General features: G+C 74.5%; 24 protein-coding genes. 7 read left to right on the top strand and 17 right to left on the bottom strand.

What is annotated here, in order from left to right; translation table 11 throughout:
* Position 1: 1 nt before the first annotated feature.
* The 3 genes from pfkB to AB5970_RS16245 form a co-directional block, all read right to left on the bottom strand.
* The gene (gene pfkB / locus AB5970_RS16255) at positions 2 to 949 is read right to left on the bottom strand and encodes a 1-phosphofructokinase (RefSeq protein WP_370504992.1); all 948 of its coding nucleotides are present in this window, start codon (positions 947 to 949) and stop codon (positions 2 to 4) included.
* Complete coding sequence (locus AB5970_RS16250; RefSeq protein ID WP_370504991.1) at positions 946 to 1,707, bottom strand: DeoR/GlpR family DNA-binding transcription regulator; 762 nt, start codon at positions 1,705 to 1,707, stop codon at positions 946 to 948. The genes pfkB and AB5970_RS16250 overlap by 4 nt, the downstream gene beginning before the upstream one ends.
* 228 nt (positions 1,708 to 1,935) lie before the next feature.
* Positions 1,936 to 3,060, bottom strand: a complete 1,125-nt coding sequence (locus tag AB5970_RS16245) for a GuaB3 family IMP dehydrogenase-related protein (RefSeq protein ID WP_370504990.1) — start codon at positions 3,058 to 3,060, stop codon at positions 1,936 to 1,938.
* Positions 3,061 to 3,241: 181 nt separating this feature from the next.
* On the opposite strand from AB5970_RS16245, the gene AB5970_RS16240 reads away from it, so the two are divergent.
* On the top strand, positions 3,242 to 3,961 hold the full coding sequence (locus AB5970_RS16240) for an exonuclease domain-containing protein (protein ID WP_370504989.1): 720 nt from the start codon (positions 3,242 to 3,244) through the stop codon (positions 3,959 to 3,961).
* A 112-nt stretch (positions 3,962 to 4,073) separates the two neighbouring features.
* Entirely contained in the window at positions 4,074 to 5,648 is a 1,575-nt protein-coding gene (locus tag AB5970_RS16235) for a helix-turn-helix domain-containing protein (protein WP_370504988.1), read from the top strand.
* 197 nt (positions 5,649 to 5,845) lie between these two features.
* On the opposite strand, the gene AB5970_RS16230 is transcribed toward AB5970_RS16235, so the two are convergent.
* Positions 5,846 to 7,255, bottom strand: coding sequence for an HNH endonuclease signature motif containing protein (locus AB5970_RS16230; RefSeq protein WP_370504987.1), 1,410 nt, complete (start codon positions 7,253 to 7,255; stop codon positions 5,846 to 5,848).
* A 574-nt stretch (positions 7,256 to 7,829) separates the two neighbouring features.
* Here AB5970_RS16230 and AB5970_RS16225 point away from each other — a divergent pair.
* Complete coding sequence (locus AB5970_RS16225) at positions 7,830 to 8,030, top strand: DUF2000 family protein (protein WP_370504986.1); 201 nt, start codon at positions 7,830 to 7,832, stop codon at positions 8,028 to 8,030.
* 7 nt (positions 8,031 to 8,037) lie between these two features.
* Here AB5970_RS16225 and guaB read toward each other — a convergent pair whose 3' ends face one another.
* The 3 genes from guaB to AB5970_RS16210 all read right to left on the bottom strand — a co-directional run bounded on the left by guaB (position 8,038) and on the right by AB5970_RS16210 (position 11,387).
* Entirely contained in the window at positions 8,038 to 9,549 is a 1,512-nt protein-coding gene (gene guaB / locus AB5970_RS16220; protein ID WP_370504985.1) for an IMP dehydrogenase, read from the bottom strand.
* Between the two features lie 23 nt (positions 9,550 to 9,572).
* A complete protein-coding gene (locus AB5970_RS16215; protein ID WP_370504984.1) occupies positions 9,573 to 10,304 on the bottom strand; it encodes a helix-turn-helix transcriptional regulator in 732 nt (243 codons plus the stop codon).
* A gap of 168 nt (positions 10,305 to 10,472) precedes the next feature.
* Positions 10,473 to 11,387, bottom strand: a complete 915-nt coding sequence (locus AB5970_RS16210) for a MerR family transcriptional regulator (RefSeq protein ID WP_370504983.1) — start codon at positions 11,385 to 11,387, stop codon at positions 10,473 to 10,475.
* 267 nt (positions 11,388 to 11,654) lie between these two features.
* Between AB5970_RS16210 and AB5970_RS16205 the strand changes: the two genes are divergently transcribed.
* Positions 11,655 to 11,951, top strand: coding sequence for a WhiB family transcriptional regulator (locus tag AB5970_RS16205; protein ID WP_370504982.1), 297 nt, complete (start codon positions 11,655 to 11,657; stop codon positions 11,949 to 11,951).
* Positions 11,952 to 12,105: 154 nt separating this feature from the next.
* On the opposite strand, the gene groES is transcribed toward AB5970_RS16205, so the two are convergent.
* Complete coding sequence (gene groES / locus AB5970_RS16200) at positions 12,106 to 12,402, bottom strand: co-chaperone GroES (RefSeq protein WP_370504981.1); 297 nt, start codon at positions 12,400 to 12,402, stop codon at positions 12,106 to 12,108.
* Between the two features lie 216 nt (positions 12,403 to 12,618).
* On the opposite strand from groES, the gene AB5970_RS16195 reads away from it, so the two are divergent.
* Together AB5970_RS16195 and AB5970_RS16190 are read left to right on the top strand one after the other, a co-directional pair.
* Positions 12,619 to 13,800, top strand: coding sequence for a class I SAM-dependent methyltransferase (locus AB5970_RS16195; protein ID WP_370504980.1), 1,182 nt, complete (start codon positions 12,619 to 12,621; stop codon positions 13,798 to 13,800).
* Complete coding sequence (locus tag AB5970_RS16190) at positions 13,800 to 14,948, top strand: glutamate--cysteine ligase (RefSeq protein WP_370504979.1); 1,149 nt, start codon at positions 13,800 to 13,802, stop codon at positions 14,946 to 14,948. The genes AB5970_RS16195 and AB5970_RS16190 overlap by 1 nt, the downstream gene beginning before the upstream one ends.
* 4 nt (positions 14,949 to 14,952) lie before the next feature.
* Here AB5970_RS16190 and AB5970_RS16185 read toward each other — a convergent pair whose 3' ends face one another.
* Positions 14,953 to 15,504, bottom strand: a complete 552-nt coding sequence (locus AB5970_RS16185) for a hypothetical protein (protein WP_370504978.1) — start codon at positions 15,502 to 15,504, stop codon at positions 14,953 to 14,955.
* Between the two features lie 93 nt (positions 15,505 to 15,597).
* On the bottom strand, positions 15,598 to 16,638 hold the full coding sequence (gene tsaD, locus AB5970_RS16180; RefSeq protein ID WP_370504977.1) for a tRNA (adenosine(37)-N6)-threonylcarbamoyltransferase complex transferase subunit TsaD: 1,041 nt from the start codon (positions 16,636 to 16,638) through the stop codon (positions 15,598 to 15,600).
* A gap of 87 nt (positions 16,639 to 16,725) precedes the next feature.
* Between tsaD and AB5970_RS16175 the strand changes: the two genes are divergently transcribed.
* On the top strand, positions 16,726 to 17,367 hold the full coding sequence (locus AB5970_RS16175) for a malonic semialdehyde reductase (protein ID WP_370504976.1): 642 nt from the start codon (positions 16,726 to 16,728) through the stop codon (positions 17,365 to 17,367).
* 25 nt (positions 17,368 to 17,392) lie between these two features.
* Here the strand turns inward: AB5970_RS16175 and AB5970_RS16170 are convergent, their stop codons facing one another.
* The 7 genes from AB5970_RS16170 to AB5970_RS16140 all read right to left on the bottom strand — a co-directional run.
* The gene (locus AB5970_RS16170) at positions 17,393 to 18,253 is read right to left on the bottom strand and encodes a sulfurtransferase (RefSeq protein WP_370504975.1); all 861 of its coding nucleotides are present in this window, start codon (positions 18,251 to 18,253) and stop codon (positions 17,393 to 17,395) included.
* Positions 18,250 to 18,732, bottom strand: coding sequence for a ribosomal protein S18-alanine N-acetyltransferase (gene rimI, locus AB5970_RS16165; RefSeq protein ID WP_370504974.1), 483 nt, complete (start codon positions 18,730 to 18,732; stop codon positions 18,250 to 18,252). The genes AB5970_RS16170 and rimI overlap by 4 nt, the downstream gene beginning before the upstream one ends.
* On the bottom strand, positions 18,729 to 19,430 hold the full coding sequence (gene tsaB / locus AB5970_RS16160) for a tRNA (adenosine(37)-N6)-threonylcarbamoyltransferase complex dimerization subunit type 1 TsaB (protein ID WP_370504973.1): 702 nt from the start codon (positions 19,428 to 19,430) through the stop codon (positions 18,729 to 18,731). The genes rimI and tsaB overlap by 4 nt, the downstream gene beginning before the upstream one ends.
* 4 nt (positions 19,431 to 19,434) lie before the next feature.
* A complete protein-coding gene (gene tsaE / locus AB5970_RS16155; RefSeq protein ID WP_370504972.1) occupies positions 19,435 to 19,968 on the bottom strand; it encodes a tRNA (adenosine(37)-N6)-threonylcarbamoyltransferase complex ATPase subunit type 1 TsaE in 534 nt (177 codons plus the stop codon).
* Positions 19,965 to 21,125 (bottom strand): alanine racemase, encoded by a 1,161-nt coding sequence (alr, locus tag AB5970_RS16150; RefSeq protein WP_370504971.1) that lies wholly within the window; start codon positions 21,123 to 21,125, stop codon positions 19,965 to 19,967. The genes tsaE and alr overlap by 4 nt, the downstream gene beginning before the upstream one ends.
* Before the next feature lie 23 nt (positions 21,126 to 21,148).
* On the bottom strand, positions 21,149 to 21,763 hold the full coding sequence (locus AB5970_RS16145) for a nucleoside/nucleotide kinase family protein (RefSeq protein WP_370504970.1): 615 nt from the start codon (positions 21,761 to 21,763) through the stop codon (positions 21,149 to 21,151).
* A partial coding sequence (locus AB5970_RS16140; RefSeq protein WP_370504969.1) for a bifunctional ADP-dependent NAD(P)H-hydrate dehydratase/NAD(P)H-hydrate epimerase occupies positions 21,760 to 22,890 on the bottom strand: 1,131 nt, incomplete at its 5' end. The genes AB5970_RS16140 and AB5970_RS16145, both read right to left, overlap by 4 nt.

Here is a 22,890-nt window from a genome sequence, read left to right as displayed (position 1 = left end):
GTCACAGCTCCTTGAGTGCGAGTCGGGGATCGGGGTTCTCCACGACCTGGACGGCGCCCAGGTCGATGTCGGTGGGTCGGGGGACGGCGGTGCCGGGCAGCAGGACGGCGGCGCGGCCGAAGGCGACGGCGGTGCGCAGCCGCTCGCCCGCGCGGCCCTCGGCGGCGAGGAAGCCCGCGAGCGTCGAGTCGCCGGCGCCGACGGTGGACAGCGGGACGATCGGCGGGCCGCCGGCCCACCAGACGCCCTCGGCGACGACGAGCATCGCGCCGTGCGCCCCGAGGCTGACCAGGACCGCGCGGTTGCCGGCGTCGAGGACCTCGTGCGAGGCGTCGACGACGTCCCCGACTGTGACCAGGTCGCGGCCCACCAGCTCGGCCAGCTCCTCGTCGTTGGGCTTGACCAGGGTCAGCCCACCGGAGCGGATCGCCCGGGCCAGCGGCAGGCCCGAGGTGTCGAGGGCGAACGGGACCGCGTACCGGGCGGCGAGCCCGGCCAGCCGGACGAAGAACGTCTCGGCGGCGCCGAGCGGCAGGCTGCCGGCGCCGACGAGCGCGCGCGGCCGGGTGGCCAGCTGCTGCTCGACGGCGGCGAGCAGCGCGTCGACCTCGTCGGGCGTGAGCTTCGGGCCCGGCGCGTTGACCTTGGTGGTCGCCCCGCCGCGCTCGACCAGCGTGAGGTTGGTGCGCGTGTCGCCGTGCACCGGGACGGCGACCGCGGGCACGCCGTGCTCGTCGAGCAGCTCGACCAGGCGCCGTCCGTCGGGTCCGCCGGTGGGCAGGACGGCCAGCGAGTCGACGCCGTGCCCGACCAGGACGCGCGAGACGTTGATGCCCTTGCCGCCCGGGTGCACGTGGGCGCGGTCGGCGCGGTTGACCTCGCCGACGACGAGCCGGTCGAGCTCGAGCGCGCGGTCGAGGCTCGGGTTGGGGGTCAGCGTGACGATCATGCGGTCACCACCCGGGGTCCGGCGGCCTCGAGCTCCTCGACGAGCTCGGGCTCCGCACCGCTGTCGGTGATCACGGTGTCGACCGCGCTCAGCGGGACGACGTGGGCGAACTCGACGCGACCGATCTTCGAGTGGTCGGTCAGCACGACCGTCCGCCGGGCGTTGGCGACGAGCGCGCGCTTCACCGCGGCCTCCGCCAGGTCCGGCGTGGTGAGCCCGTGCTCGACGCTCAGCCCGTTGGTGCCCAGGAACGCGACGTCCGCGTGGATGTCCGCCAGCTCGCGCTCGGCCCACGAGCCGACCGCCGCGAGGGTGCGGCCGCGGACCGTGCCGCCGACGAGGTGCAGCGTGATGCCCGGGCGGGTGGCCAGCACCATCGCGACCGGCAGCGCGTGGGTGACCACGGTGAGCTCGCGGTCGAGCGGCAGCAGCTCGGCCAGCCGCACGGTCGTGGTGCCGGCGTCGAAGATCACGGCGCCGCCGTCGGGGAGCTCGTCGAGCGCCGCCTTGGCGATCCGGTCCTTCTCCCCCGCGAACTTGCCCTCGCGGTCGGCGATGCCGGGCTCGAAGCCCAGCCGCTCCACCGGGATGGCCCCGCCGTGCACCCGGCGCACGAGGCCGTGGCGCTCGAGGACGGTGAGGTCCCGGCGGATGGTCTCGGGGGTGACGTCCAGGTCCTCGGCCAGCCGGTTGACGTCGACCCGGCCGTCGGCGCGTGCCGTGGCCAGGATCTGCTGGTGCCGCTCCGGTGCGTACACATCGACTCCGTCGTCCCCTGCGCCGACCCTGTCGTCGGCGTCCAGTGGCTCCAGAGTGCCCCCGATCACACCTCCGCGTCAAGCGATACGGACAATATCGGCGCCAAACAAATGTTGATACGGACAGACGTGCTGGTCAGTTGCCCGTTTCGGCGAGCCCCCGGACAGACAAGAACGCCCGGTTGCGCCCGTGTCGGGCGCCACCGGGCGTCTGCGGAGCGGTGGGGATCAGTGCGGCTGGTACGGGCTGACGACGACCTCGACCCGCTGGAACTCCTTGAGGTCCGAGTAGCCGGTGGTGGCCATCGCGCGCTTGAGGGCGCCGATCAGGTTGAGGGTGCCGTCGGCCGTGTGGCCCGGGCCGAAGAGGATCTGCTCGAGCGACCCGGCGGTGCCCACCTCGACCCGCTCGCCGCGCGGCAGCTGCGGGTGGTGCGCCTCGGGCCCCCAGTGCCAGCCGCGTCCGGGCGCCTCGGTGGCCCGCGCCAGGGCGGCGCCGAGCATGACCGCGTCCGCGCCGCACGCGACGGCCTTGACCAGGTCGCCGGAGCGCCCGACGCCGCCGTCGGCGATCACGTGCACGTACCGGCCCCCGGACTCGTCGAGGTAGTCCCGGCGCGCCGCCGCGACGTCCGCCACGGCCGACGCCATCGGCGCGTGGATGCCCAGCGAGAGCCGCGTGGTGTGCGCGGCGCCCCCGCCGAAGCCGACGAGCACGCCCGCCGCCCCGGTCCGCATGAGGTGGAGGGCGGCCGTGTACGTCGAGGCGCCGCCGACGATCACAGGGACGTCGAGCTCGTAGATGAACCGCTTGAGGTTGAGGGGCTCCGCGCGGCCCGAGACGTGCTCGGCCGAGACCGTGGTGCCGCGGATGACGAACAGGTCGACGCCGGCGTCGACCACGGTCCGCCAGAACTCGTTGGTGCGCTGCGGGGAGAGCGCGCCGGCGACGGTCACGCCGGCCGCGCGGACCTCCTTGAGCCGGGCCGTGATCAGCTCGGGCTGGATCGGGGCCGCGTAGATCTCCTGCATGCGGGAGGTCGCCCGGGCGCTGTCGAACGTGGCGATCTCGGCCAGCAGCGGCGCGGGGTCCTCGTAGCGCGTCCAGAGGCCCTCGAGGTCGAGGACGCCGAGCCCACCGGCCTGGCCCAGCGCCACCGCGGTGGCCGGGCTCATCACCGAGTCCATGGGGGCCGCGATGATCGGCAGGTCGAAGTGGTAGGCGTCGATCTGCCAGCCGACCGAGACCTCCTCCGGGTCCCGCGTGCGCCGCGACGGGACGACCGCGACGTCGTCGAAGGAGTACGCGCGGCGTCCGCGCTTGCCGCGGCCGATCTCGATCTCGTTGCTCACCGGACCAGGCTACCGGCGCACGGTCCCCCGCCCGCGCCGAACGGAGCCCGAGGCCACGCGCGGGCCGATCTGCGGCACGCGGGGCCACCCTCCCCGGCCATGTCAGCGCCCGGTGCCATCCTGGCCACGCACGGGATCCCCAGGGCGGCACGGATCCACCGAAGGACGAGAGCGGGACGCGATGAGCTGGACGGACGGGCCACTTCTCGGCTTCGACACGGAGACCACCGGGGTCGACGTGGACAACGACCGGATCGTGACCGCCGCCCTGGTCCGCCGCGACGAGTCCGGCACCCACGTGCGCAGCTGGCTGATCGACCCGGGCGTCGAGATCCCGGAGGCCGCCGCGGCGATCCACGGGGTGAGCACGGAGCACGCCCGCGAGCACGGCCGCCCGCCGCGCGAGGCGCTGGAGGAGATCGCCACCGAGCTGGCCGAGGCGTTCCGCGGCGGCGTCCCCGTCGTCGCCTACAACGCGGCGTTCGACCTGTGCCTGCTCGACGCCGAGCTGCGCCGCCACCGGCTCAAGACCCTGCCGGACCGGCTGTGCAGCGACGCCCGGCCGGTCATCGACCCGCTCGTGCTGGACCGCGCCGAGGACCAGTTCCGGCGCGGCAAGCGCAAGCTGGTCGACCTCTGCGGCTACTACCAGGTGGTCGAGTCGGGCGCGCTGCACACCGCCGACGTCGACGTCGTCGCCACGCTCGACGTGCTCGAGCGGATCATCGGGCGGTTCCCGCACCTGGCCTCCCTGGACCTCGACACGTTGCACGAGTACCAGTCGACGGCGCACCAGGCGTGGGCCGAGGGGTTCAACGCCTGGCGCGCTGAGCAGGGCTTCGACGGCCCCGGAGCCTCCGGCGTGTGGCCGACCCGGGAGCCGGTCGGTACTCTCTGGTGAGATGCGCGTCATATCGCGGCTGAGTTCACCCGCGAGCGGTCGGCCGGTTCTGACCGATTCGATCGCGAGGATCCCACTGGCGATATCTCATCCATGAGTTAATCTCGTCCTCATGACCACGACGACGACCTCGGTCCCCACGAGCACGGGCGCCCTCCCGACCATCGAGGACCCGCTCGCGCACGTCGGCTCCCTCGTCCGCTCCGCGCGCCAGCACCGGGGGCTCACGCAGACCCAGCTGGCCGAGCGCCTGGGCACCAGCCAGTCCGCGATCCACCGGATCGAGCAGGGCGCGCAGAACATGAGCCTCGAGATGCTCACGCGGATCGGCGCGGCGCTCGACTCCCCCATCGTCACGCTCGGCGGCCCGCAGCGGACCCACCTACGGGTGCACGGCGGCCAGACCCTCAGCGGCCGCATCGACGTCAACACCAGCAAGAACGGCGCGGTCGCGCTGCTCTGCGCGTCGCTGCTCAACCGCGGCACCACCCGGCTGCGCAACGTCGCCCGGATCGTGGAGGTCGACCGGATCGTCGAGGTGCTGCGCTCGGTCGGCGTGCGCGCCACGTGGTCGACCGACGGCCGCGACCTCGAGATCGTCGTCCCTGAGCACCTGAAGCTCGACGCGATCGATGTCGACGCCGCGCGCCGGACCCGCTCGATCATCATGTTCCTGGGTCCTCTGCTGGGCCTCGAGGACGAGTTCCGGCTCCCCTACGCGGGCGGCTGCGACCTGGGCACGCGGACGGTCGAGCCCCACCTGATCGGGTTGCGCCCGTTCGGTCTCGACGTCACGGCGACCGCCGGCGACTACCACGGCCTGGTCACGCGGGGCGGGGCGAAGGACCTCGCGGTCGTCCTCACCGAGCGCGGCGACACCGTGACGGAGAACGTCATCATGGCCGCCGCACGGCGCGAGGGCGTCACCACCATCCGCAACGCCAGCTCCAACTACATGGTCCAGGACCTGTGCTTCTACCTCGAGCTGCTCGGGGTCCGGATCGACGGCATCGGCACCACGACCCTGCGGGTGCACGGCCTGGCCGACATCGACGCCGACGTCGAGTACGCGGTCTCCGAGGACCCGGTGGAGGCCATGAGCCTGCTCACGGCCGGCATCGTGACGAACTCCGAGATCACGGTCGGCCGGGTGCCCATCGAGTTCATGGAGATCGAGCTGGCGACCCTGGCCGAGATGGGGCTGCGGTACTCGCTCTCCGACGAGTACGCGGCCGCCAACGGTCGCACCCGGCTGGTGGACGTCACCGTCCACCCGAGCGAGCTTCGCGCACCGATCGACAAGATCCACCCGATGCCGTTCCCCGGGCTCAACATCGACAACCTCCCGTTCTTCGCGGCGATCGCGGCGAACGCCGAGGGCACGACGCTGATCCACGACTGGGTCTACGAGGGCCGGGCCATCCACCTCACCGACCTCACGCGGCTCGGCGCCGACGTCCGGCTCCTCGACGCCCACCGCCTCCAGGTCACCGGCCCGACCCACTGGTCCGGTGCCGAGGTCTCCTGCCCGCCGGCGCTGCGTCCCGCGGTCGTCATCCTGCTCGCGATGCTCGCCGCCAAGGGCACGTCCGTGCTGCGCGACGTCGACATCATCGCGCGCGGCTACGAGCAGCTGCAGGACCGCCTGGTGGAGCTCGGCGCGCAGATCGAGACGTTCCGCGACTGAGCGACCCGCGGTTCACGGTCGGCTGACGACTGGGTCCTCATCGGACCACCCCGCCCGTGCGAGAGCCCGGAGCGTGTAGTCGTCCGGGAGGTCGAGGTTCACTCGCGACCCGTGGCCCGCTGTGCGGGTCTGTGTGTCGGTGTCAGGTGCCGGGGGGCTGTCCGTGGCGGCCCGCTGCGCGGGTCTGCGCGCCTCTGTCAGGTGCGCAGGGGTTGGCCGTGGCGGTCGGTGAAGTGCCAGTGGCCGTCGGGGTGGTGGGTGATCTCGATGCCGTGGTCGTGGACGGTGCCGTGGTGGTGCCAGCACAGGAGCACGCCGGTGTGGGTGTCGCTGGTGCCACCGTCGCGGTGCCAGTGCTGGGTGTGGTGGATCTCGGCCAGGGCGGGTGGGGCGTCGCAGGTGGGGTATTGGCAGTGCCGGTCGCGGGCGATGATGGCGCGGCGTTTGGGCCCGGTGTAGGTGCGTTCGGTGCGGCCGACGTTCAGGATCTGGGAGGCGGGTCCGAACACGATGCGGGTGATCGCGGAGTCGCAGGCCAGGCGGGCCAGCACGGTGTCGGGGATGGGTCCGGTGCCGACCAGCTCGGCGACCGCGAACCGGTCCGGGTCGACCGGCACGGGCCCTGGGGGCGGGGCCGGTGATGGCGTCGGGTCGTGCGTGCCGCCGAGGGTGTGGTCCTGCCGCCCTCGACCCGGTCCGGGACCCGTCCACGGGCCACGTTCGGCTCTAGGTGCGGGCCCGGTTCCCGGGTCGGGGTTGCCGGGGGCGTGGTCGAGGGCGCGGTGCAGGGTGGTGTAGTCGACGATGGCGGTGATCTGGGGGCGGTGGGTGCCGGTGGCGCCGGTCAGGTCGCGGTCCAGGGCCAGGCGGGTCAGGGTGACCAGGGCGCCGGCGCGGCGCCGCCCGGCGGGCAGCCCGGCCTGGTCGGGGGAGGTGCCGGTCAGCGCGGCCAGCGCGGCCCGTAACGCGTGGCCGTGCTCGGTGGTCAGGAACCCGGTCAGATGGCACCCCTCGGTGGACTGGGCCAGGGTGAGGAACTCGCGGTCGGTGGCGTCCCGGTAGCCGCGCTCGTCCGCGCCGGGGTCGGCGTGCGCGGCCCACCGGCGGGTCAGCACCCGGAACTGCGCGGCCGGCAGCCCGGCGAACTCCAGCAAGAACCCCTCCCCGCACTCCTGGGCGGGGGCGGTCAGCAGGGTGCGCCGGTCGGGGGTGTTGGCCACCGCGGCGATCGCGTGCGCGGCCTGCACCGGGACCCGGCCCGCGACCGCCGCGACCGCGGTGGCCGGCAGGGCGTCCCGGAACGCCCGCCCCAACCTCACCAGGTCGGCGGCCTGGGTGTGCGGCAGGCGTCCCTGGGTGGCCAGCCAGGTGGTGAGCGACCTCGCCCCGTCCGACGCCCAGCACCCGTCGGCCTCCACCACCGGCACCACCCGGGCCGCGATCGCGGCCAGCCGGCCCGCCACCACCAACGCCTCCCGCACCACCTCAACGGCGGCCGCGCCCGGCAACCGGCCCGCCACCGTCGTGGGGTCCGCCGCCACCGCCAACGCCTCCACCGCCGCGGCCAACGCCACCAACGCCGCCGACGCCGTCGACTCGGGCGACACAGCAGGCGCCGGCGGCATGGGAGAGGCAGCGGATGCGGGCGACACGGGAGAGGAGGGCGGCGCGACAGGCGCAGAACCCGGGGATACCTCCTCGACCGACACCCGCACCCACCTCCTCTGCGTCCTCGGGACGGGCCGACCAACCAGCCCCATCAATCCCGCCACGAAGAAGTCTCCCAGCCACCACTGACATTCACCGCGACAATCGCTCGAATGGTGAGACGAGAACAAGACTCACCGTCCCCGCAGGTCAGAGCCACACCGAGCCGCCCACAGCCCCCGACAGGAACCCATTAATCCACAGGGCCAGAAAGGAAGGTAAAGGGGCGTCGAACAATCATCTCTGCGCATTCCTCATGAATCCCGGGCTGCCGCGCACCTTCTGGGAACCCAGAACAGTGAAGCCTCAGCGCTCGACCACCGGCTCGACGCGAGCGTTGCGCAGGTACTGGCACACGATCGACGTGCGCACGTCGGCGACCTCGGACCGCTCCGTCAGCCGATCGACCACGAAGACGCAGAGCCGGTGTTCCCGGCCACGGCGACGTGCAGGAGGAAGTCCTCCGTCCCGCTGGTGACGAGCACGCCGATCACCTCGGGGAGCGTGGCGGCCCAGGTGCGGAGGCCCTCGGCGTCGGCGCAGCACACCCGCGTCTACGACGAGTACCTGGCCGCGGTGTCGACGACGGACGCGCCCCGGTACTCCGCGATCAGCCTCGTCGGGCCGCGCAACCGGGTCGACAAGATCGTCGGGAAGCTGCCCCTGCTGCCCTGAGGGCGGGTCAGCGGCCGGTGTAGTTCGGCGCCTCGACCGTCATCTGGATGTCGTGCGGGTGCGACTCCTTGAGCCCCGCGGCGGTGATCCGGATGAACTTCCCGCGGTCCTGCAGCTGCGGGATGGTGTGCGCGCCGACGTAGAACATCGACTGGTGCAGGCCACCGATGAGCTGGTGCGCGACGGCCGACAGCGGCCCGCGGTACGGCACCTGGCCTTCGATGCCCTCGGGCACGATCTTCTCGTCGGACGACACGTCGGCCTGGAAGTACCGGTCCTTGGAGTACGAGATGCGGCCGCGCGACGCCATCGCCCCGAGCGAGCCCATGCCGCGGTAGTGCTTGAACTGCTTGCCGTTGACGAACACGAGCTCGCCCGGCGACTCGTCGCAGCCGGCCAGCAGCGAGCCGAGCATGACCGTGTCCGCACCGGCCACGAGCGCCTTCGCGATGTCGCCGGAGTACTGCAGGCCGCCGTCGCCGATGACCGGCACGCCGGCCGGCTTGCACGCGCGGGCGGCGTCGTAGATCGCGGTGACCTGCGGGACGCCGACGCCGGCGACCACCCGGGTGGTGCAGATGGATCCCGGCCCGACCCCGACCTTCACGGCGTCGACCCCCGCGTCGACCAGCGCCTGCGCGCCGGGGGTCGTCGCGACGTTGCCGCCGATGACCTGCACGTGGCGGGTGGACGGGTCGGACTTGAGGCGGCGGACCATGTCGAGCATGAGCCGGGCGTGGCCGTTGGCCGTGTCGACGACGAGCGCGTCCACGCCGGCCTCGACCAGCGCGGTCGCCCGCTCCCAGGCGTCACCGAAGAACCCGATCGCGGCGCCGACCACCAGGCGGCCCTCGCCGTCCTTGGTGGCGTCGGGGTACTGCTCGGACTTCACGAAGTCCTTGACGGTGATGAGGCCGCGCAGGATCCCGGCGTCGTCGACCAGCGGGAGCTTCTCGATCTTGTGCTTGGCCAGCAGCGCGGCGGCGTCGTCGCGGGCGATGCCCACGGGCGCGGTGACCAGCGGCATCGGCGTCATGATCTCGCGCACGCGGCGCGTCTCGAACTCCCCGCCGGGCACGAAGCGCAGGTCGCGGTTGGTGATGATGCCGAGCAGCAGCCCGTTCTCGGCGATGACCGGCAGGCCGGACACCCGGTAGATGCCGCACAGGTGGTCCAGCTCCGCGAGCGTCGCGTCCGGACCGACCGTCACGGGGTCGGTGATCATGCCCGACTCGGAGCGCTTCACCAGGTCGACCTGGTGCGCCTGGTCCTCGATCGACAGGTTGCGATGCAGGATCCCGATGCCGCCCTGGCGCGCCATGGCGATGGCCATGCGCGACTCGGTGACGGTGTCCATGGCGGCGGAGAGCAGCGGCACGCGCACGGAGATCTCGCGCGTCAGCCGCGAGGTGGTGTCCACCTCGCTCGGGATGACGTCCGTCTCCCCCGGCAGGAGGAGCACGTCGTCGTAGGTGAGCCCGATGCGGGCGAACGGGTCGGCAGGCGAGTGCTCCGTCATCCGGCAAGGATACGTGCTCGGAACTACCGGATCAGCCCCCGGCGCAGTCCGATCGCCACGGCCTGTGCCCGGTCGTTGGCGCCCAGCTTGCGGAACAGCCGGCGCGCGTGCGTCTTGACCGTGTCCTCGGAGAGGTAGAGCTCGGCGCCGATCTGCGCGTTCGACCGGCCGTGGCTCATGCCGGTGAGCACCTCGATCTCCCGCTTGGTCAGCGGCACGCCCGGGATCGCGCCCGTGGTGGGCGCGGCGGCGGGTGCGACGTTCGCGTCGGGCGCCGAGGCGGGCACGACGGGCACGCCCTCCGACGGCGTCCGCGCGTCTCCGCGGAAGCCGCCCTGGCTGGGCACGTCGACGGGCGGGGTGCGCTGACCGGCCGGGGCCGGGAGGACCGGGCTGGCGAGCACGTGCGCGGCGACCGCGGACAGCTCGGCGCGGCCGACGTCAGGAGCGAGGAAGCCACGGGCGCCGAGCGCGAGCGCCCGGTCGAGCGCCACGGTGTCGTCCGGGAGCGCGAGCAGCACGATCGCGGCGGCGGGCGCCACGGCGCGCAGGCGACGGATCGCCTCGATCGCCCCGGGCGCAGCCAGGTGCGCGTCGAGCAGCACCACGGTCGGCGGCATGCGCCGCGCCAGGCTCAGCAGCTCGTCCACCGACGACGCCGCACGGACCGGACCGAGCGCAGGCACGCCGATGGAGGTCACGACGAGCCGCTCTCGAACGACCGCCGAGCCGTGACAGACCACGACTCCCGCCATGAGTGTTCCCCTCTCGGGCCCCGTCCGGGGCACCTGACGTCTATCGGCCGACGATCCCGCGGAAGTTAGCCGTTGTGGCGAACCCCACCCGCTGCGGGCGGGGCTTCGTCCGCCCATGAGCCGCCTGCGAGGAATGTCTCCCCCACTCGGCGGTGGCGATTCGTCCGTTCAGCGCTCGACACCCGTCGTCGCGACCGCCAGCACCTCGTGCAGCAGCCCCGTGAACGAGCGCGCGCGGTGCACCGACCGGCCCAGCGGAACGGCGCCGGCGGCGCCCTCGGGGACCATCACGAACTGCGCCAGCTCCGGCTGCTCGACGGCCAGCCGGTCCACCACCTCGAGGTCCGCGTCGGCGCGCTCGCCGATCGTCACCACCGCGCGCGTCCGGGTCATCGCGGCCAGCTCGACGGCGTGGTGCGCCCCGACCGGCCCGCCGACGATCCGGGCGTCGACGCCGCGCGCGGCCAGGGCGCCGGCGAGGGCGTGCGCGACGAGCGGCCGGGCCTCCCGGGGCGCGACGAGGACCAGGACGACCGGCCGGCCCGAGCCCGCCAGCGGGGCGGGCCGCGCCCGGAGCGCCGCCAGCACTCCCCCGTGGACGGCGGCGACCGCGTCCACACCGGGCGGGTCCACCACCGTCCGCCGGGCCAGCGCGGCCAGCGCCGGCTCGACCAGACCGGTCCACCAGTCGACCACGTCCGCGCCCGGCTCGAGCGCGAGCAGCCGCGCGCACCGCTCGACGTCCCCGGCCAGGGAGGCGTCGACGACCGCCGTGGGGGTCGCGGCGACCTCCCCGCCGTCGTGGGACGGCGTGGCGGAGACGTCGGTTGCCAGCGCGATGCGCGCCGACTCCGCGGGGGCGACCCCGTCCAGCGTGAGGCGCCGCATCACGAGCAGCCGCTCGACGTCGACCGCGGAGTAGCGACGGTGCGCGCCCGCCGAGTGCTCGGAGGGCCCCAGCCCGTACCGGCGGTCCCACGTGCGCAGCGTCGCGGGTGCGACCCCGAGCCTGCGCGCGACGGCGGCGACAGCGAGGGCCGGCGTCGGCGGTCCCGCCGGTTCGTCGTCCTCGCGCGTCACCATGGCGCGATTCTGCCAGGCCCGGAGGATTCGGCCCGTTCTGGCGTGTCGCCGCGCGACACGCCGAGCTGGGCGTTCATCGACAATCGCGTCATCGCACGAATGTGTGACACGGTCTTGAACAACTTCTGGCGCGGTTGTAACGTCCTCACCAACGCCCCACCCGTACGGATCTCCACCAAGCGCAACTCGCACGGGAATCCCGTGTTCACGACCTTCCCGGCGCAGCTGCCCACCCGGCGGCGCGGCGGACAGACTGAGGAGGAACTCATGGCCGAGATCTCGCGCCTTCCCGGACCGGTGATGGACCTGTGGGAGTGGCAGTTCGACGGTGCCTGCCGTGACGAGGACCAGGACCTGTTCTTCCACCCCGAGGGTGAGCGCGGATCGGCCCGCCGCCGTCGCGCCGAGGCCGCCAAGGCCATCTGCGCCACGTGCCCGGTGATCAAGCAGTGCCTCGAGCAGTCGCTCGCCGTGCGCGAGCCCTACGGCGTCTGGGGCGGGCTGTCCGAGGACGAGCGCGCCGCGGTGCTCGCCCAGCGCGGCCGCGCCACCCGCGTCGGCTGACCGCCGGCACCACGCACCAGAGCCCTCCCCTCCAGGCACGACGAGGGGAGGGCTCTTCCGCGCCCGACGACGAGAAGGCCGTGCGAGACGACGAGAAGGCCCCCACGGCGACGCCGTGGGGGCCTTCTCGTGCGGGGCGCGGGCGCCCCTCAGATCACTTGACGACGATCGCGAGGATGTCGCGGGCCGAGAGGATGAGGAACTCCTCGCCCGAGTACTTGACCTCGGTGCCGCCGTACTTCGAGTAGATGACCTTGTCGCCGACGGCGACGTCGAGCGGGATCCGGACGCCGTTGTCGTCGACACGGCCGGGTCCGACCGCCAGGACCTCGCCCTCCTGGGGCTTCTCCTTGGCGCTGTCCGGGATGACGAGACCGGAAGCGGTCGTCGTCTCTGCCTCGAGCGTCTTGACGACGATCCGGTCCTCGAGGGGCTTGATGGAGACCGACACAGCGGACCTCCCCTTCGCATGTGAGTAGTTCTCTGAGGTTCGTGCGCGCTGTCGGGTCACGTCGTCGCGGGTGCCGTGGCCTGGAGCGCAGCTGGCACACTCACCGGGAGAGTGCCAGCGACTCACTCTAGGAACCGGTTAGCACTCGGTCAAGGCGAGTGCCAGCAAGCCCCGCGGACCCGCCCCCGGAGCGGCGCTGCGTGCGAGGATCGCGGCATGGATCGCGACGGCATCGCCCAGCTGCTCAGCCCCGCGGGCTGGGCCCTGCTGTCGGCGCTGCCGCCGTACGACGAGGCCCGCACGATGGCGTTGTCGGAACGCCTGCGCGACGAGGGCATCGACCCCGCGCTCGTCGCCGCCGCCCTGACCCAGTCGCGCCTGCGCGCGAAGGCCGCCGCCAAGTTCGGCACGTTCGCCGACGGCATGCTCTTCACCGCGGCCGGCCTCGAGCAGGCCACCCGGCTCACCGTCGCGGCGCACCACGCCCGCCGGTTCCGCGACGCCGGCAGCACGCTGGTCGCGGACCTCACGTGCGGCATCGGCGCCGACGCCATGGCTGTCGCGGGCATCGGGCTGCGCGTGCTCGCCATCGACCGCGACGAGGCCACCGCGGCGATCGCGACCGTCAACCTGCGGCACTTCCCCGACGCGGTGGTCCGCCACGGCGACGGGCTCGCGCTCGACCTGGCGGCCGAAGGAGTCGACGGGGTCTACGCCGACCCGGCCCGGCGCACCTCGTCGGGAAGCCGCGTGTTCGACCCGGCCGCCTACGAGCCCCCGCTGGACGCCGTCCTCGCCCTGCGGGAGGCGATCCCCGCGCTCGGCCTCAAGCTCGGGCCCGGCATCCCCCACACCGCACTGCCCGCGGACGCCCACGCGCAGTGGGTCTCCGTGGACGGCGACGTGGTCGAGGTGGGCCTCTGGTTCGGTCCGCTGGCCCCCGAGGGGCCCGGCCGCTCGGCGCTCGTGCTGCGCGCCGGCGAGGCGCACGTGGTCGAGCAGACCTCCGACGAGCGCCCGCCGACAGGCCCGGTCGGTGGCTACCTGTACGAGCCGGACGGCGCCGTGATCCGCGCCGGCCTGGTCGGCGAGATCGCCGCCCAGGTGCGCGGGCGGCTGGTGGACCCCACGATCGCCTACGTGACGTCCGACGCGCTGGTGCCGGTGCCGACCGCGACCGCCTACCGCGTGCTCGACACCCTGCCGTTCGGCCTGAAGCGGCTCCGCACGTACCTGCGAGGACGCGACGTGGGCAAGCTGACCATCAAGAAGCGCGGCACCGCCGTGGTGCCCGAGCAGCTGCGCCGCCAGCTCGACCTGCGCGGCAGCGCCACGGGCACGATCATCCTCACCCGCGTCGCGGGCAGCCAGCAGGTGCTCGTGGTGGAGCCCGCCTGATGGCCGCGCCGGTCACCCTGCCGTTCGCGCACTCGGAGCGGTCCTCCGTCGGCATCGAGTGGGAGGTCGGGCTCGTCGACGCCGACTCCGGGGACCTGCGGCAGGCCGCCGAGGCCGTCCTCGCGGCGGTCCGACCCGCCGACGGCAGCGAGCACCCCCTCATCACGCAGGAGCTGCTGCTCAACACCGTCGAGATCCGGTCGGGCAAGTGCCGCACCATCGGGCAGGCCACCGCCGACCTGCAGCGCGCGCTCGACGAGGTGCGCGCCGCCGCGGCGCCCCTGCGCATCGAGCTCATGGGCAGCGCGACGCACCCGTTCGCCCACTGGGCGCAGCAGAAGGTCACCGACAAGCAGCGGTACGCCACGCTGATCGACCGCACGCAGTGGTGGGGCCGCCAGATGCTCATCTACGGCGTGCACGTGCACGTGGGCATCGAGGACCGCGACAAGGTGCTGCCCCTCTCGCGCGCGATGCTCACGGTGTTCGCGCACATCCAGTCCCTGTCGGCGTCGTCCCCGTTCTGGGGCGGCAAGGACACCGGCTACGCCTCCAACCGTGCGCTGCTCTTCCAGCAGCTGCCCACCGCGGGGCTGCCGTTCGCCTTCGAGCAGTGGTCGCAGCTCGAGCAGTACGTGGGCGACATGCTGCACACGGGCGTGATCGACCAGTTCGACGAGATCCGCTGGGACGTCCGCCCCTCCCCGCGGTTCGGGACGCTCGAGATGCGGATCGCCGACGGCGCGTCGAACCTGCTCGAGGTCGCCGCGATCTCGGCCCTGACGCACTGCTTCGTCGAGCACTTCTCCGGCATGATCGACCGCGGCGAGCCGCTGCCGTCCCTGCCGCCGTGGTTCGCGCAGGAGAACAAGTGGCGCTCGGCGCGGTACGGCATGGACGCGATCATCATCACGAACGCGGCCGGCGACGAGGAGCTGGTGACCGACGCCGTGAGCCGCTGGCTGGTCGACCTCGCGCCGGTGGCCGAGCGCCTCGGCTGCTCCGCCGAGCTCGAGCAGGTGCGGGTCATCCTGCGCCGGGGAGCCTCGTACCAGCGCCAGCGCGCGGTGGCGCGACGGCACGCGGGCGAGCTCGACGCGGTCGTCCGCTCGCTGGTCGCCGAGATGGCGGCCGGCCGGCCGCTGTAGCCGGCTAGCGCGCCGTCACGACGAGCTCGTCGACCATGCCCGCCGCGTAGTGGCGCGGGAGGTTGCAGACCAGCTCGTACCGGCCCGCGGGGAGGTCGAGCGTCACCCATCCGACGGCGCCCGGCGTGAGGCCGTCGCCGGCCCCCTCGGCGCACGGGGCCGACGCCTCGCCCAGGCTGCCGGTCTCGTCCACGGTGCCGTCGACGCCCACCGCCCGCTCACCCACGGACTCACCGGGAGCCAGCGGCAGCACGACGAGCTCGTGCGTGCGGCGGCCCATGTTCTGGGCCAGCAGCGTCACCGGACCCGCCGGGACCGTCGCGGGGACCGCCCGTAGCATCGCGGTGCCGCCGTGCATCCGGCGCATCATGCCGCCGTCGCCGAGCATGACCACGACGGTCGACCCGGAGGCGTCGACCGGCGGCGCGCACGTCGATCGCACGACGGTGGCCCCGCGGCCGTGCATCATGCCGGGCCCGGCCTGCTCGTTCACCGTCACGCAGCCGGTCAGCACCGCTGCCGAGGCCACCGCCACCAGGACTCGTCCCGCACGCACCACACCCACCGCCTCACCGCCGGTGCCGCGCGGCGCGCGACCCCTCCCCCCATGGCACGCCGGGGCGTCACGAGGAGGTAGGGCAGAAGGTCCTCAGACGAGCACGTGGGTGAGCGGCATCGACGAGTCGACCGGCAGGTCCAGCGACGACGGGGGCAGGCCGCGGCGCACCACGGCCGAGCCGAGCGCCGCGATCATCGCGCCGTTGTCGGTGCAGTACCGGATGGGCGGGATCCGCAGCTCGATGCCGGCCTCCGCGCAGCGCTTCGCCGCCATGTCGCGCAGCTGCGAGTTGGCGGAGAACCCGCCGCCGACCACCAGGGTGTCCACGCCGTGCGCGCGGCAGGCGGCGATCGTCTTGGCCGTCAGCACGTCGGCCACCGCCTCCGCGAACGACGCCGCGACGTCCTCCAGCGGCACGGCCTGGCCGGCGTCCTGCCGGGCCTCCACCCAGCGGGCCACGGCGGTCTTGAGCCCCGAGAACGAGAAGTCGGCGGCGTGCGCGGCCTGGTCCTTGGCGGCGGTGAGCCCGCGCGGGAAGCGGATCGCGGTGGGGTCCCCCTCGCGGGCGAGCCGGTCGATGTGCGGGCCGCCCGGGTACGGCAGCCCGAGCAGGCGGCCCACCTTGTCGAAGGCCTCCCCCGCGGCGTCGTCGAGCGTCGAGCCCAGCTCCGTCACGCGCACGGTGTCGTCGATGAGCAGCAGCGACGAGTGACCACCCGAGACCACCAGCGCCATCACGCGCTCCGGGAACGCCCCGTCGACCAGCTCGTCCACCACCGCGTGGCCGATCACGTGGTTGACGCCGTACAGGGGCTTGTCCAGCGCGAGCGCGAGCGCCTTGGCCGCCGAGGCGCCGACGGTCAGGGGTCCGACGAGGCCCGGACCGGCGGTCACCGCGATCGCGTCGACCTCGCCCAGCGAGACGTCCGCCGTGGCCAGCGCCCGCTCGATCGTGGGGACCATGGCCTCGAGGTGGGCGCGCGAGGCGATCTCGGGGATGATGCCGCCGAACCGCGCGTGCTCGTCCACCGAGCTGGCGACGGCGTCGACCAGCAGGTCGTAGCCGCGGACGAGGGCGACGCCGGTCTCGTCGCAGGACGTCTCGATCCCGAGCACGAGGGGGTCAGCCATGCGCACCAGGATAGGCGGGCGCGACGGTGTGACGATCGCCACCTCGAGGCCCGGAACAAGCATGGATAGTTGACGCTTCAACGAGGCATGACCACTGACACCACCGTCCTGGACGGTCTCGACTTCCCCACGTCCGGTCTGGCGGTCGCCGACGACGTCGCCGACCTCCTGTTCCGCGAGGCCCGCACGGCCGCCGCGTTCACGCCCGACGAGGTCAGCGACGAGCAGATCGCCGCGGTGTACGACCTGGTGAAGTGGGGCCCCACCGCCCTCAACACCATCCCCCTGCGCCTGCTCGTGGTGCGCACCCCGGAGGCCCGGCAGCGCCTGGCCGCCCACATGAACGAGGGCAACCGCGACCGCGTGCTCGCCGCCCCCGTCACGCTGGTCCTGGCCGCCGACACCGGCTTCCACGCCCACATCCCGACGCTCGCGCCGCACATGGCCGCGCTCGCCGGCGCGCTCGAGGGTCAGCCCGAGCAGCGCGAGACGATGGCGCGCACCAACGCGCTCATCCAGGCGGGCTACCTCATCGTCGGCCTGCGCGCCGCCGGCCTGGCCGCCGGCCCGATGGGCGGCATGGACGCCCAGGGGATCGACCAGGAGTTCTTCGCCGACAACGGCTGGAAGTCGCTCCTCGTCGTCAACGTCGGCCACGTCGAGGGTGCCGGCACGCACCACCCGCGCGCCGAGCGCCTCGCCTACACGCAGGCCGCGCTCACGGTCTGACGGACCGCGCGCCCGACCGGCCGGCTCAGGAGGCCGCGATCCCCGAGGGGGTCGCGGCCTCCCCCGTCTCCGCCGGGCGCGCCGGGTCGTTCGACCACTGCGACCACGACCCCGGGTACAGCGCGGCCTCGACGCCGATCGACGCGAGCGCCGCGACCTCGTGCGCGGCGGTCACGCCGGACCCGCAGTACACCGCGACCGGCCCGACCAGCCCCGCGAACCGCTCCCGCAGCCGCTCGTCGGGCAGGAACGTGCCGTCGGCGCCCAGGTTCCCCGCCGTGGGCACCGACAACGCGCCCGGGATGTGGCCCGCGCGCGGGTCGACGGGCTCGACCTCGCCCCGGTACCTCTCGGCGGCGCGGGCGTCGAGCAGCGACCCGGTCCACGCGGCCGCCTCGTCCGCGTCGATCGTCGGCAGCGAGCCCGGCACCAGCACGACGTCCCCGGGCTCGGGCGTCACGGACCCGGCCTCGAGCGGGAACCCGGCGGCGGTCCACGCGGCCAGGCCGCCGTCCAGCAGCCGCACGTCGGTCAGCCCCGCCCAGCGCAGCAGCCACCAGACGCGCGCGGCGGACGTGCCGCCGACGGCGTCGTAGGCCACGACCGTCCGCTCGGCGGACACGCCCCAGCGCCGTGCGTCGGCCTCGAGCCGGGCCAGGTCGGGCAGCGGGTGCCGGCCGTCCTGCGGGGACGCCGGCCCGGCCAGCTCGGTGTCCAGGTCGACGAACACGGCGCCGGGCACGTGTCCCGCCAGGTACTGCTCGTGGCCGTCGGTCTGCCCCAGCGCCCACCGGACGTCGAGCAGCACGGGCGGCTCGTCGCCCGCGAGCGCGGCGGCCAGCCCCTCGGCGTCCACGAGGACCGTGTCTCGCGGGTCCCTCGTCATGCCGCTCCCCCCTCGTCCCGGCGCAGGTCCAGACGCATGGTCCACGCGTCGATGTTCCCCGGCTGGTAGTACGCCCGGCGCTTGCCGAGCCGCTCGAAGCCCACGCTCTCGTACAGGTGGATCGCGGGGTCGTTGTCCACGCGTACCTCGAGCAGCACCACGGCCGCGCCGAGCGTGCGCGCGCGGTCCAGCAGGTTCTCGAGCATCCGCCGGCCGAGCCCGCGGCCCTGGAACCGCTCGTCGGTCCCGATCGTCATGACCTGCGCGTCGAACCCGTCGAACCACAGTCCCGCGTAGCCGACCAGGGTCCCGTCGACCACCGCGCCCACGTACCACCGCCCGACGCCGACGATCTCCGACGCCAGGCTCTCGGGCGACCACGCGGCCGGACCGAACAGCTCGATCTCCATGCGCTCGAGGTCCGGCAGGTCGGCCGGGCCCAGCGCGCGGACGACGACGCCACCCGGCTGCTCGGTCATCCCAGCACGCGCTTGCGCGCGGCCTGGGGCACCGCGTCCGGCCGCCGCAGGTAGAGCGGCTCGGTCCCCTGCTGCTCGCCGGCCGCGACGCGCAGCAGCGCGAGGCGCGCCAGCTCCGAGGGGTCGGGGTCGAGGAGGCCGAGGCCGTCCAGGTCGACCCCGGGCGCCGTGTCCGACACCAGGTTCGGGTACAGCACTGCGCCGCGCCCGATCGCGAGCGCGCCCGCGGCGCGGGGGTCGGCGGCCACGTCGGTCGCCGCGGCGACCTCCGGCCCGGCCAGCACCGCGATCCGTCCCGCCCCGGCCAGCCGGTACGTGGCCCAGTAGACCTCGCGACGCCGCGCGTCGGTGGCGACCAGCACGTCGGTGCCCGGCGGGAGCACCCGGGACGCCCGGGCCGCGAGCGCGTCCAGGCTGGGCACGCCGTGCACCGGGATGCCGAGCGCGAGGGCCAGCGTGCGGGCCGTGACCAGCCCGACGCGCAGGCCGGTGAAGGGCGCCGGACCGGTGCCGACCACCACGGCGGTCAGGGCCCGGCGGTCCACGCCGGCCTCGGCCAGGACGTCGGCGATCATCGGGGTGAGCAGCTCGGCGTGGTGGCGCTGCTGGGCGTCCGAGCGGGCGGCCAGCACCGCACCGGAGTCGTCGGTCAGGGCCACCGCGACGGCGGCGGAGGTGTCGAGGGCGAGGACGGGCACGGGCTCAGCCTGCCACCGGTGCCGCGTCGGGCAGCGTGACGTCCGCCCAGCGGGGGCCCACCGCGCGCACCGTGACGACGCGCTCCCCCGCCGCGGCGTCGTCGAGGTCGTCGTCGGCCAGCGCCCCGCCGCGCGGCCGCTGGAGGGTGACCTCGAGCCGGTCCTGCGCCAGCGACTCGACCCACCCCTCGCCCCACTCGACCACCGTGACGGCCTCGTCCAGGCTCGCGTCGAGGTCGAGCGCGTCCACCTCGTCGAGCGAGCCCAGCCGGTACGCGTCGACGTGCACGAGCGTGGGGCCGCGGCTGCCGTCCTCGCGGGCCAGCGGCGGGTGCTCGCGCGCGATGATGAAGGTGGGCGACGCCACCTGCCCGCGCACGCGCAGCCCGGCCCCGATGCCCTGCGTCAGGGTCGTCTTGCCGGCGCCCAGGTCGCCCGTGAGCACCACGAGGTCGCCCGCCCGCAGCACGTCCGCCAGGGCCCGGCCGTACGCGCGGGTGGCGTCGGCGTCGGGCAGCCGCACGGTGACGACGGTCATGACGCGGCCTCGCTGTCCACGTGCACCCGCGGGACCCTCGCCCCGACGCGCGTGACGATCTCGTACGAGATGGTCCCCGCGACCTCCGCCCAGTCCTGCGCGGTGGGGCCGCCGTCGTGGCCGGTGCCGAACAGCTCGACGCGATCGCCCGCGCGCTCGGTGGCCCCGGGACCGAGGTCGACCACCACCTGGTCCATGCAGACGCGCCCGGCGACGCCGAGGGTGCGACCCCCGACGCGCACCGGCCCGCCCGGCCGCTCCTGGGTGCCGGACGCGTGCCGCGGGATGCCGTCGGCGTACCCCAGCGGCACCAGCCCGAGCACGGTGTCGCCCGGGGTGACGTAGTGGTGCGCGTACGAGACCCCGTGCCGGCCCGGCACCGACTTCACGTTCGCCAGCTCGGCCTCGAGAGTCATGGCGGGCACCAGCCCGAAGTCCTCCGGGCCGCCCAGCTGCGGCACCGGCGACAGCCCGTAGACCGCGATGCCGGGCCGCACGAGGTCGTAGTGCATGCCGGGCGCCGTCAGGGTCGCCGCGGAGTTGGCCAGGTGCCGCACCTCGAGCGTCACACCGGCGCCCTCGACGGTCCGCAGCGCGTCCGCGAACACCTCCGCCTGGAGCTTGACCGTGGGGTGCTCGGGCTCGTCGGCGAACGCGAGGTGGCTCCACAGCCCCACCACCTCGACCGCGCCCTCGGCGCGCAGCCGCAGGACCTCCGGCAGCAGCGAGGCCAGGTCGTCCGGCGTGAGGCCGTTGCGCCCGAGCCCCGTGTCGACCTTCAGGTGCGCGCGCGCGGGACGGCCCGCGGCGCGCGCGGCGTCGGCAAGCTCGCGCAGCGCCCAGGGCGCGGACACGGACACGTCGATGTCCGCGTCGAGGGCGTCGCGCAGGGGGGCGCCGGGCGCGTAGAGCCAGGTCAGCACGCGAGGGCCGACGATCCCGCCGCGCCGCAGCGCGAGGGCCTCGTCCATCTGCGCGGCGCCCAGCCAGGTGGCGCCGCCGGCGATCGCGGCGGAGGCCGTCGGCAGCAGGCCGTGGCCGTAGCCGTCGGCCTTCACCACGCCCATCACCTGGGCGGTCGGGGCGTGCGCGGCCAGCGAGCGGACGTTGGCGCGGACGGCCGCGAGGTCGACGACGGCGCGTGCGGGGTAGCTCACGGCGCCCAGTCTCGCACCGTCCGTCACGCGAGCCGCACGACGACGTCGGCGCGAGAGGCGGTCGCGGCCACGAGCCGGGCGTTGCTCTCGTCGGGACCGTGCGACCACGCCCGCGCCGCCTCGGGCGACTTGCCGAACGCCTCGTGCCGGGCCACCAGCCGGTCCAGCCGCACGGCGTCGTCGGGTGCGAGGAACCACGACTCGTCGAGCAGACCGGCGACCGGGCCGAACCCGTGGTCGTCGAGCAGCAGGTAGTTCCCCTCGACCACGACGAGCACCGTCTCCGGCGGCACCGCGATCGCGCCGGCGACGGGGTTGCGCAGGTCGCGGCGGTACTCGGGCGCGTAGACGGTCCGCTCGGACCGGTGCAGGCGGGTCAGCAGCGCCACGAACCCGTCGGCGTCGAACGTGTCCGGAGCGCCCTTGCGGTCGGCGCGACCGATCCGCTCGAGCTCGGACTGCGCCAGGTGGAACCCGTCCATCGGCACCACGACCGCGGCGGGTCCCACGGCCGCGACCACCTCCGCGGCGACCGTCGACTTGCCGGCCCCGGGCGCGCCGGCGATGCCGAGGACCCGGCGCTGCCCGCTGCTCGTCAGTGCCTCGACGCGGGCGCGGAGGTCGGGCGGGAGCGTCATGCGTCGAGCAGCTCCGCAATCGTGCCGGGCAGGGCGTCGGCGACGTCGCGCGCGCCCACCGGACCGCCCGGGTTGGCGCGGTGCGCCGCGCGCCCGTGCACGAGCGCCGCCGTCGCCGCGAGCGCCGCCGCGAGCGACGGGTCGTCGTGGATAGCGTCCGCCCGCCCGGCCAGCAGCGCCCCCAGCAGGCCGGCGAGCACGTCGCCCGCCCCCGCGGTCGACAGCCACGCGGGCGCGTCCGCCTGGGCGTACGCGGCGCCCTGGGCCCCCGCGACCACCGTCACGGGACCCTTGAGCAGCACGGTCGCCCCGGTGAGCTCGTGCGCGCGGCGCGCCCAGCGCAGCGGCTCGGCCTCGACGGCGGCCCGCTCGACGTCCTCCCCGCGCTGGCTCAGCAGCCGGGCGAGCTCGCCGGCGTGCGGCGTGAGGACCGCGTGCGGCCCGATGTGCGCCGGCAGCAGCTCGAGCGCGCCCGCGTCGACCACGGCCGCCTCGCCCCGCCCGACCACGTGCTCGAAGGCGTACTCGATGCGCCGGCGCTGCCCCGCGTCGTCGGGCGACACCCCCGGGCCGAACACCCACGCCTGCACCCGCCCGGTGCCGACCACGACCTCGGGGTGCGCCGCGACCACCACGTCGCCGACGTCGCCCAGGTACCGCACCATGCCGACGCCCGACCGCACGGCCGCGCTCGTCGTCAGCACCGCCGCCCCCTGGTACGTCCGCGACCCCGCGACGACCCCGACCACGCCGCGGGTGTACTTGTGCGCGTCGGCGGCGGGCACGGGCCACAGCCCCGCGACGTCTCCCACCTCGAGCCGGGCCACCGCGGGCGGTCCGTCGAGCTCGAGCCCGAGGTCCACCAGCTCGACGCGGCCCGCGGCGACCGACGCGGGCGACACGAGCAGCCCGGGCTTGAGGGCGCCGAACGTCACCGTCAGGTCGGCGTCGAGCACGACTCCGTCGCGCCGCCCGTCGTCGACCCCGATCCCGGAGGGCACGTCGACCGCGACGACGTAGGGGCGACCCAGCGACAGGACGGCCTCGACCAGCTCGCCCGCGACGCCGCGCAGCCCGGAACCGTCCGCGCCGATGCCCAGGACCCCGTCGAGCACCAGGTCCGCCCC

Origin of the sequence: Cellulomonas sp. ICMP 17802 (assembly GCF_041295535.1) — a bacterium.
In the GTDB taxonomy this organism is placed as follows: Bacteria; Actinomycetota; Actinomycetes; order Actinomycetales; family Cellulomonadaceae; genus Cellulomonas.
Note: the sequence above shows the minus strand (reverse complement) of the source record. Positions and strands in the feature narration are given on the sequence as shown.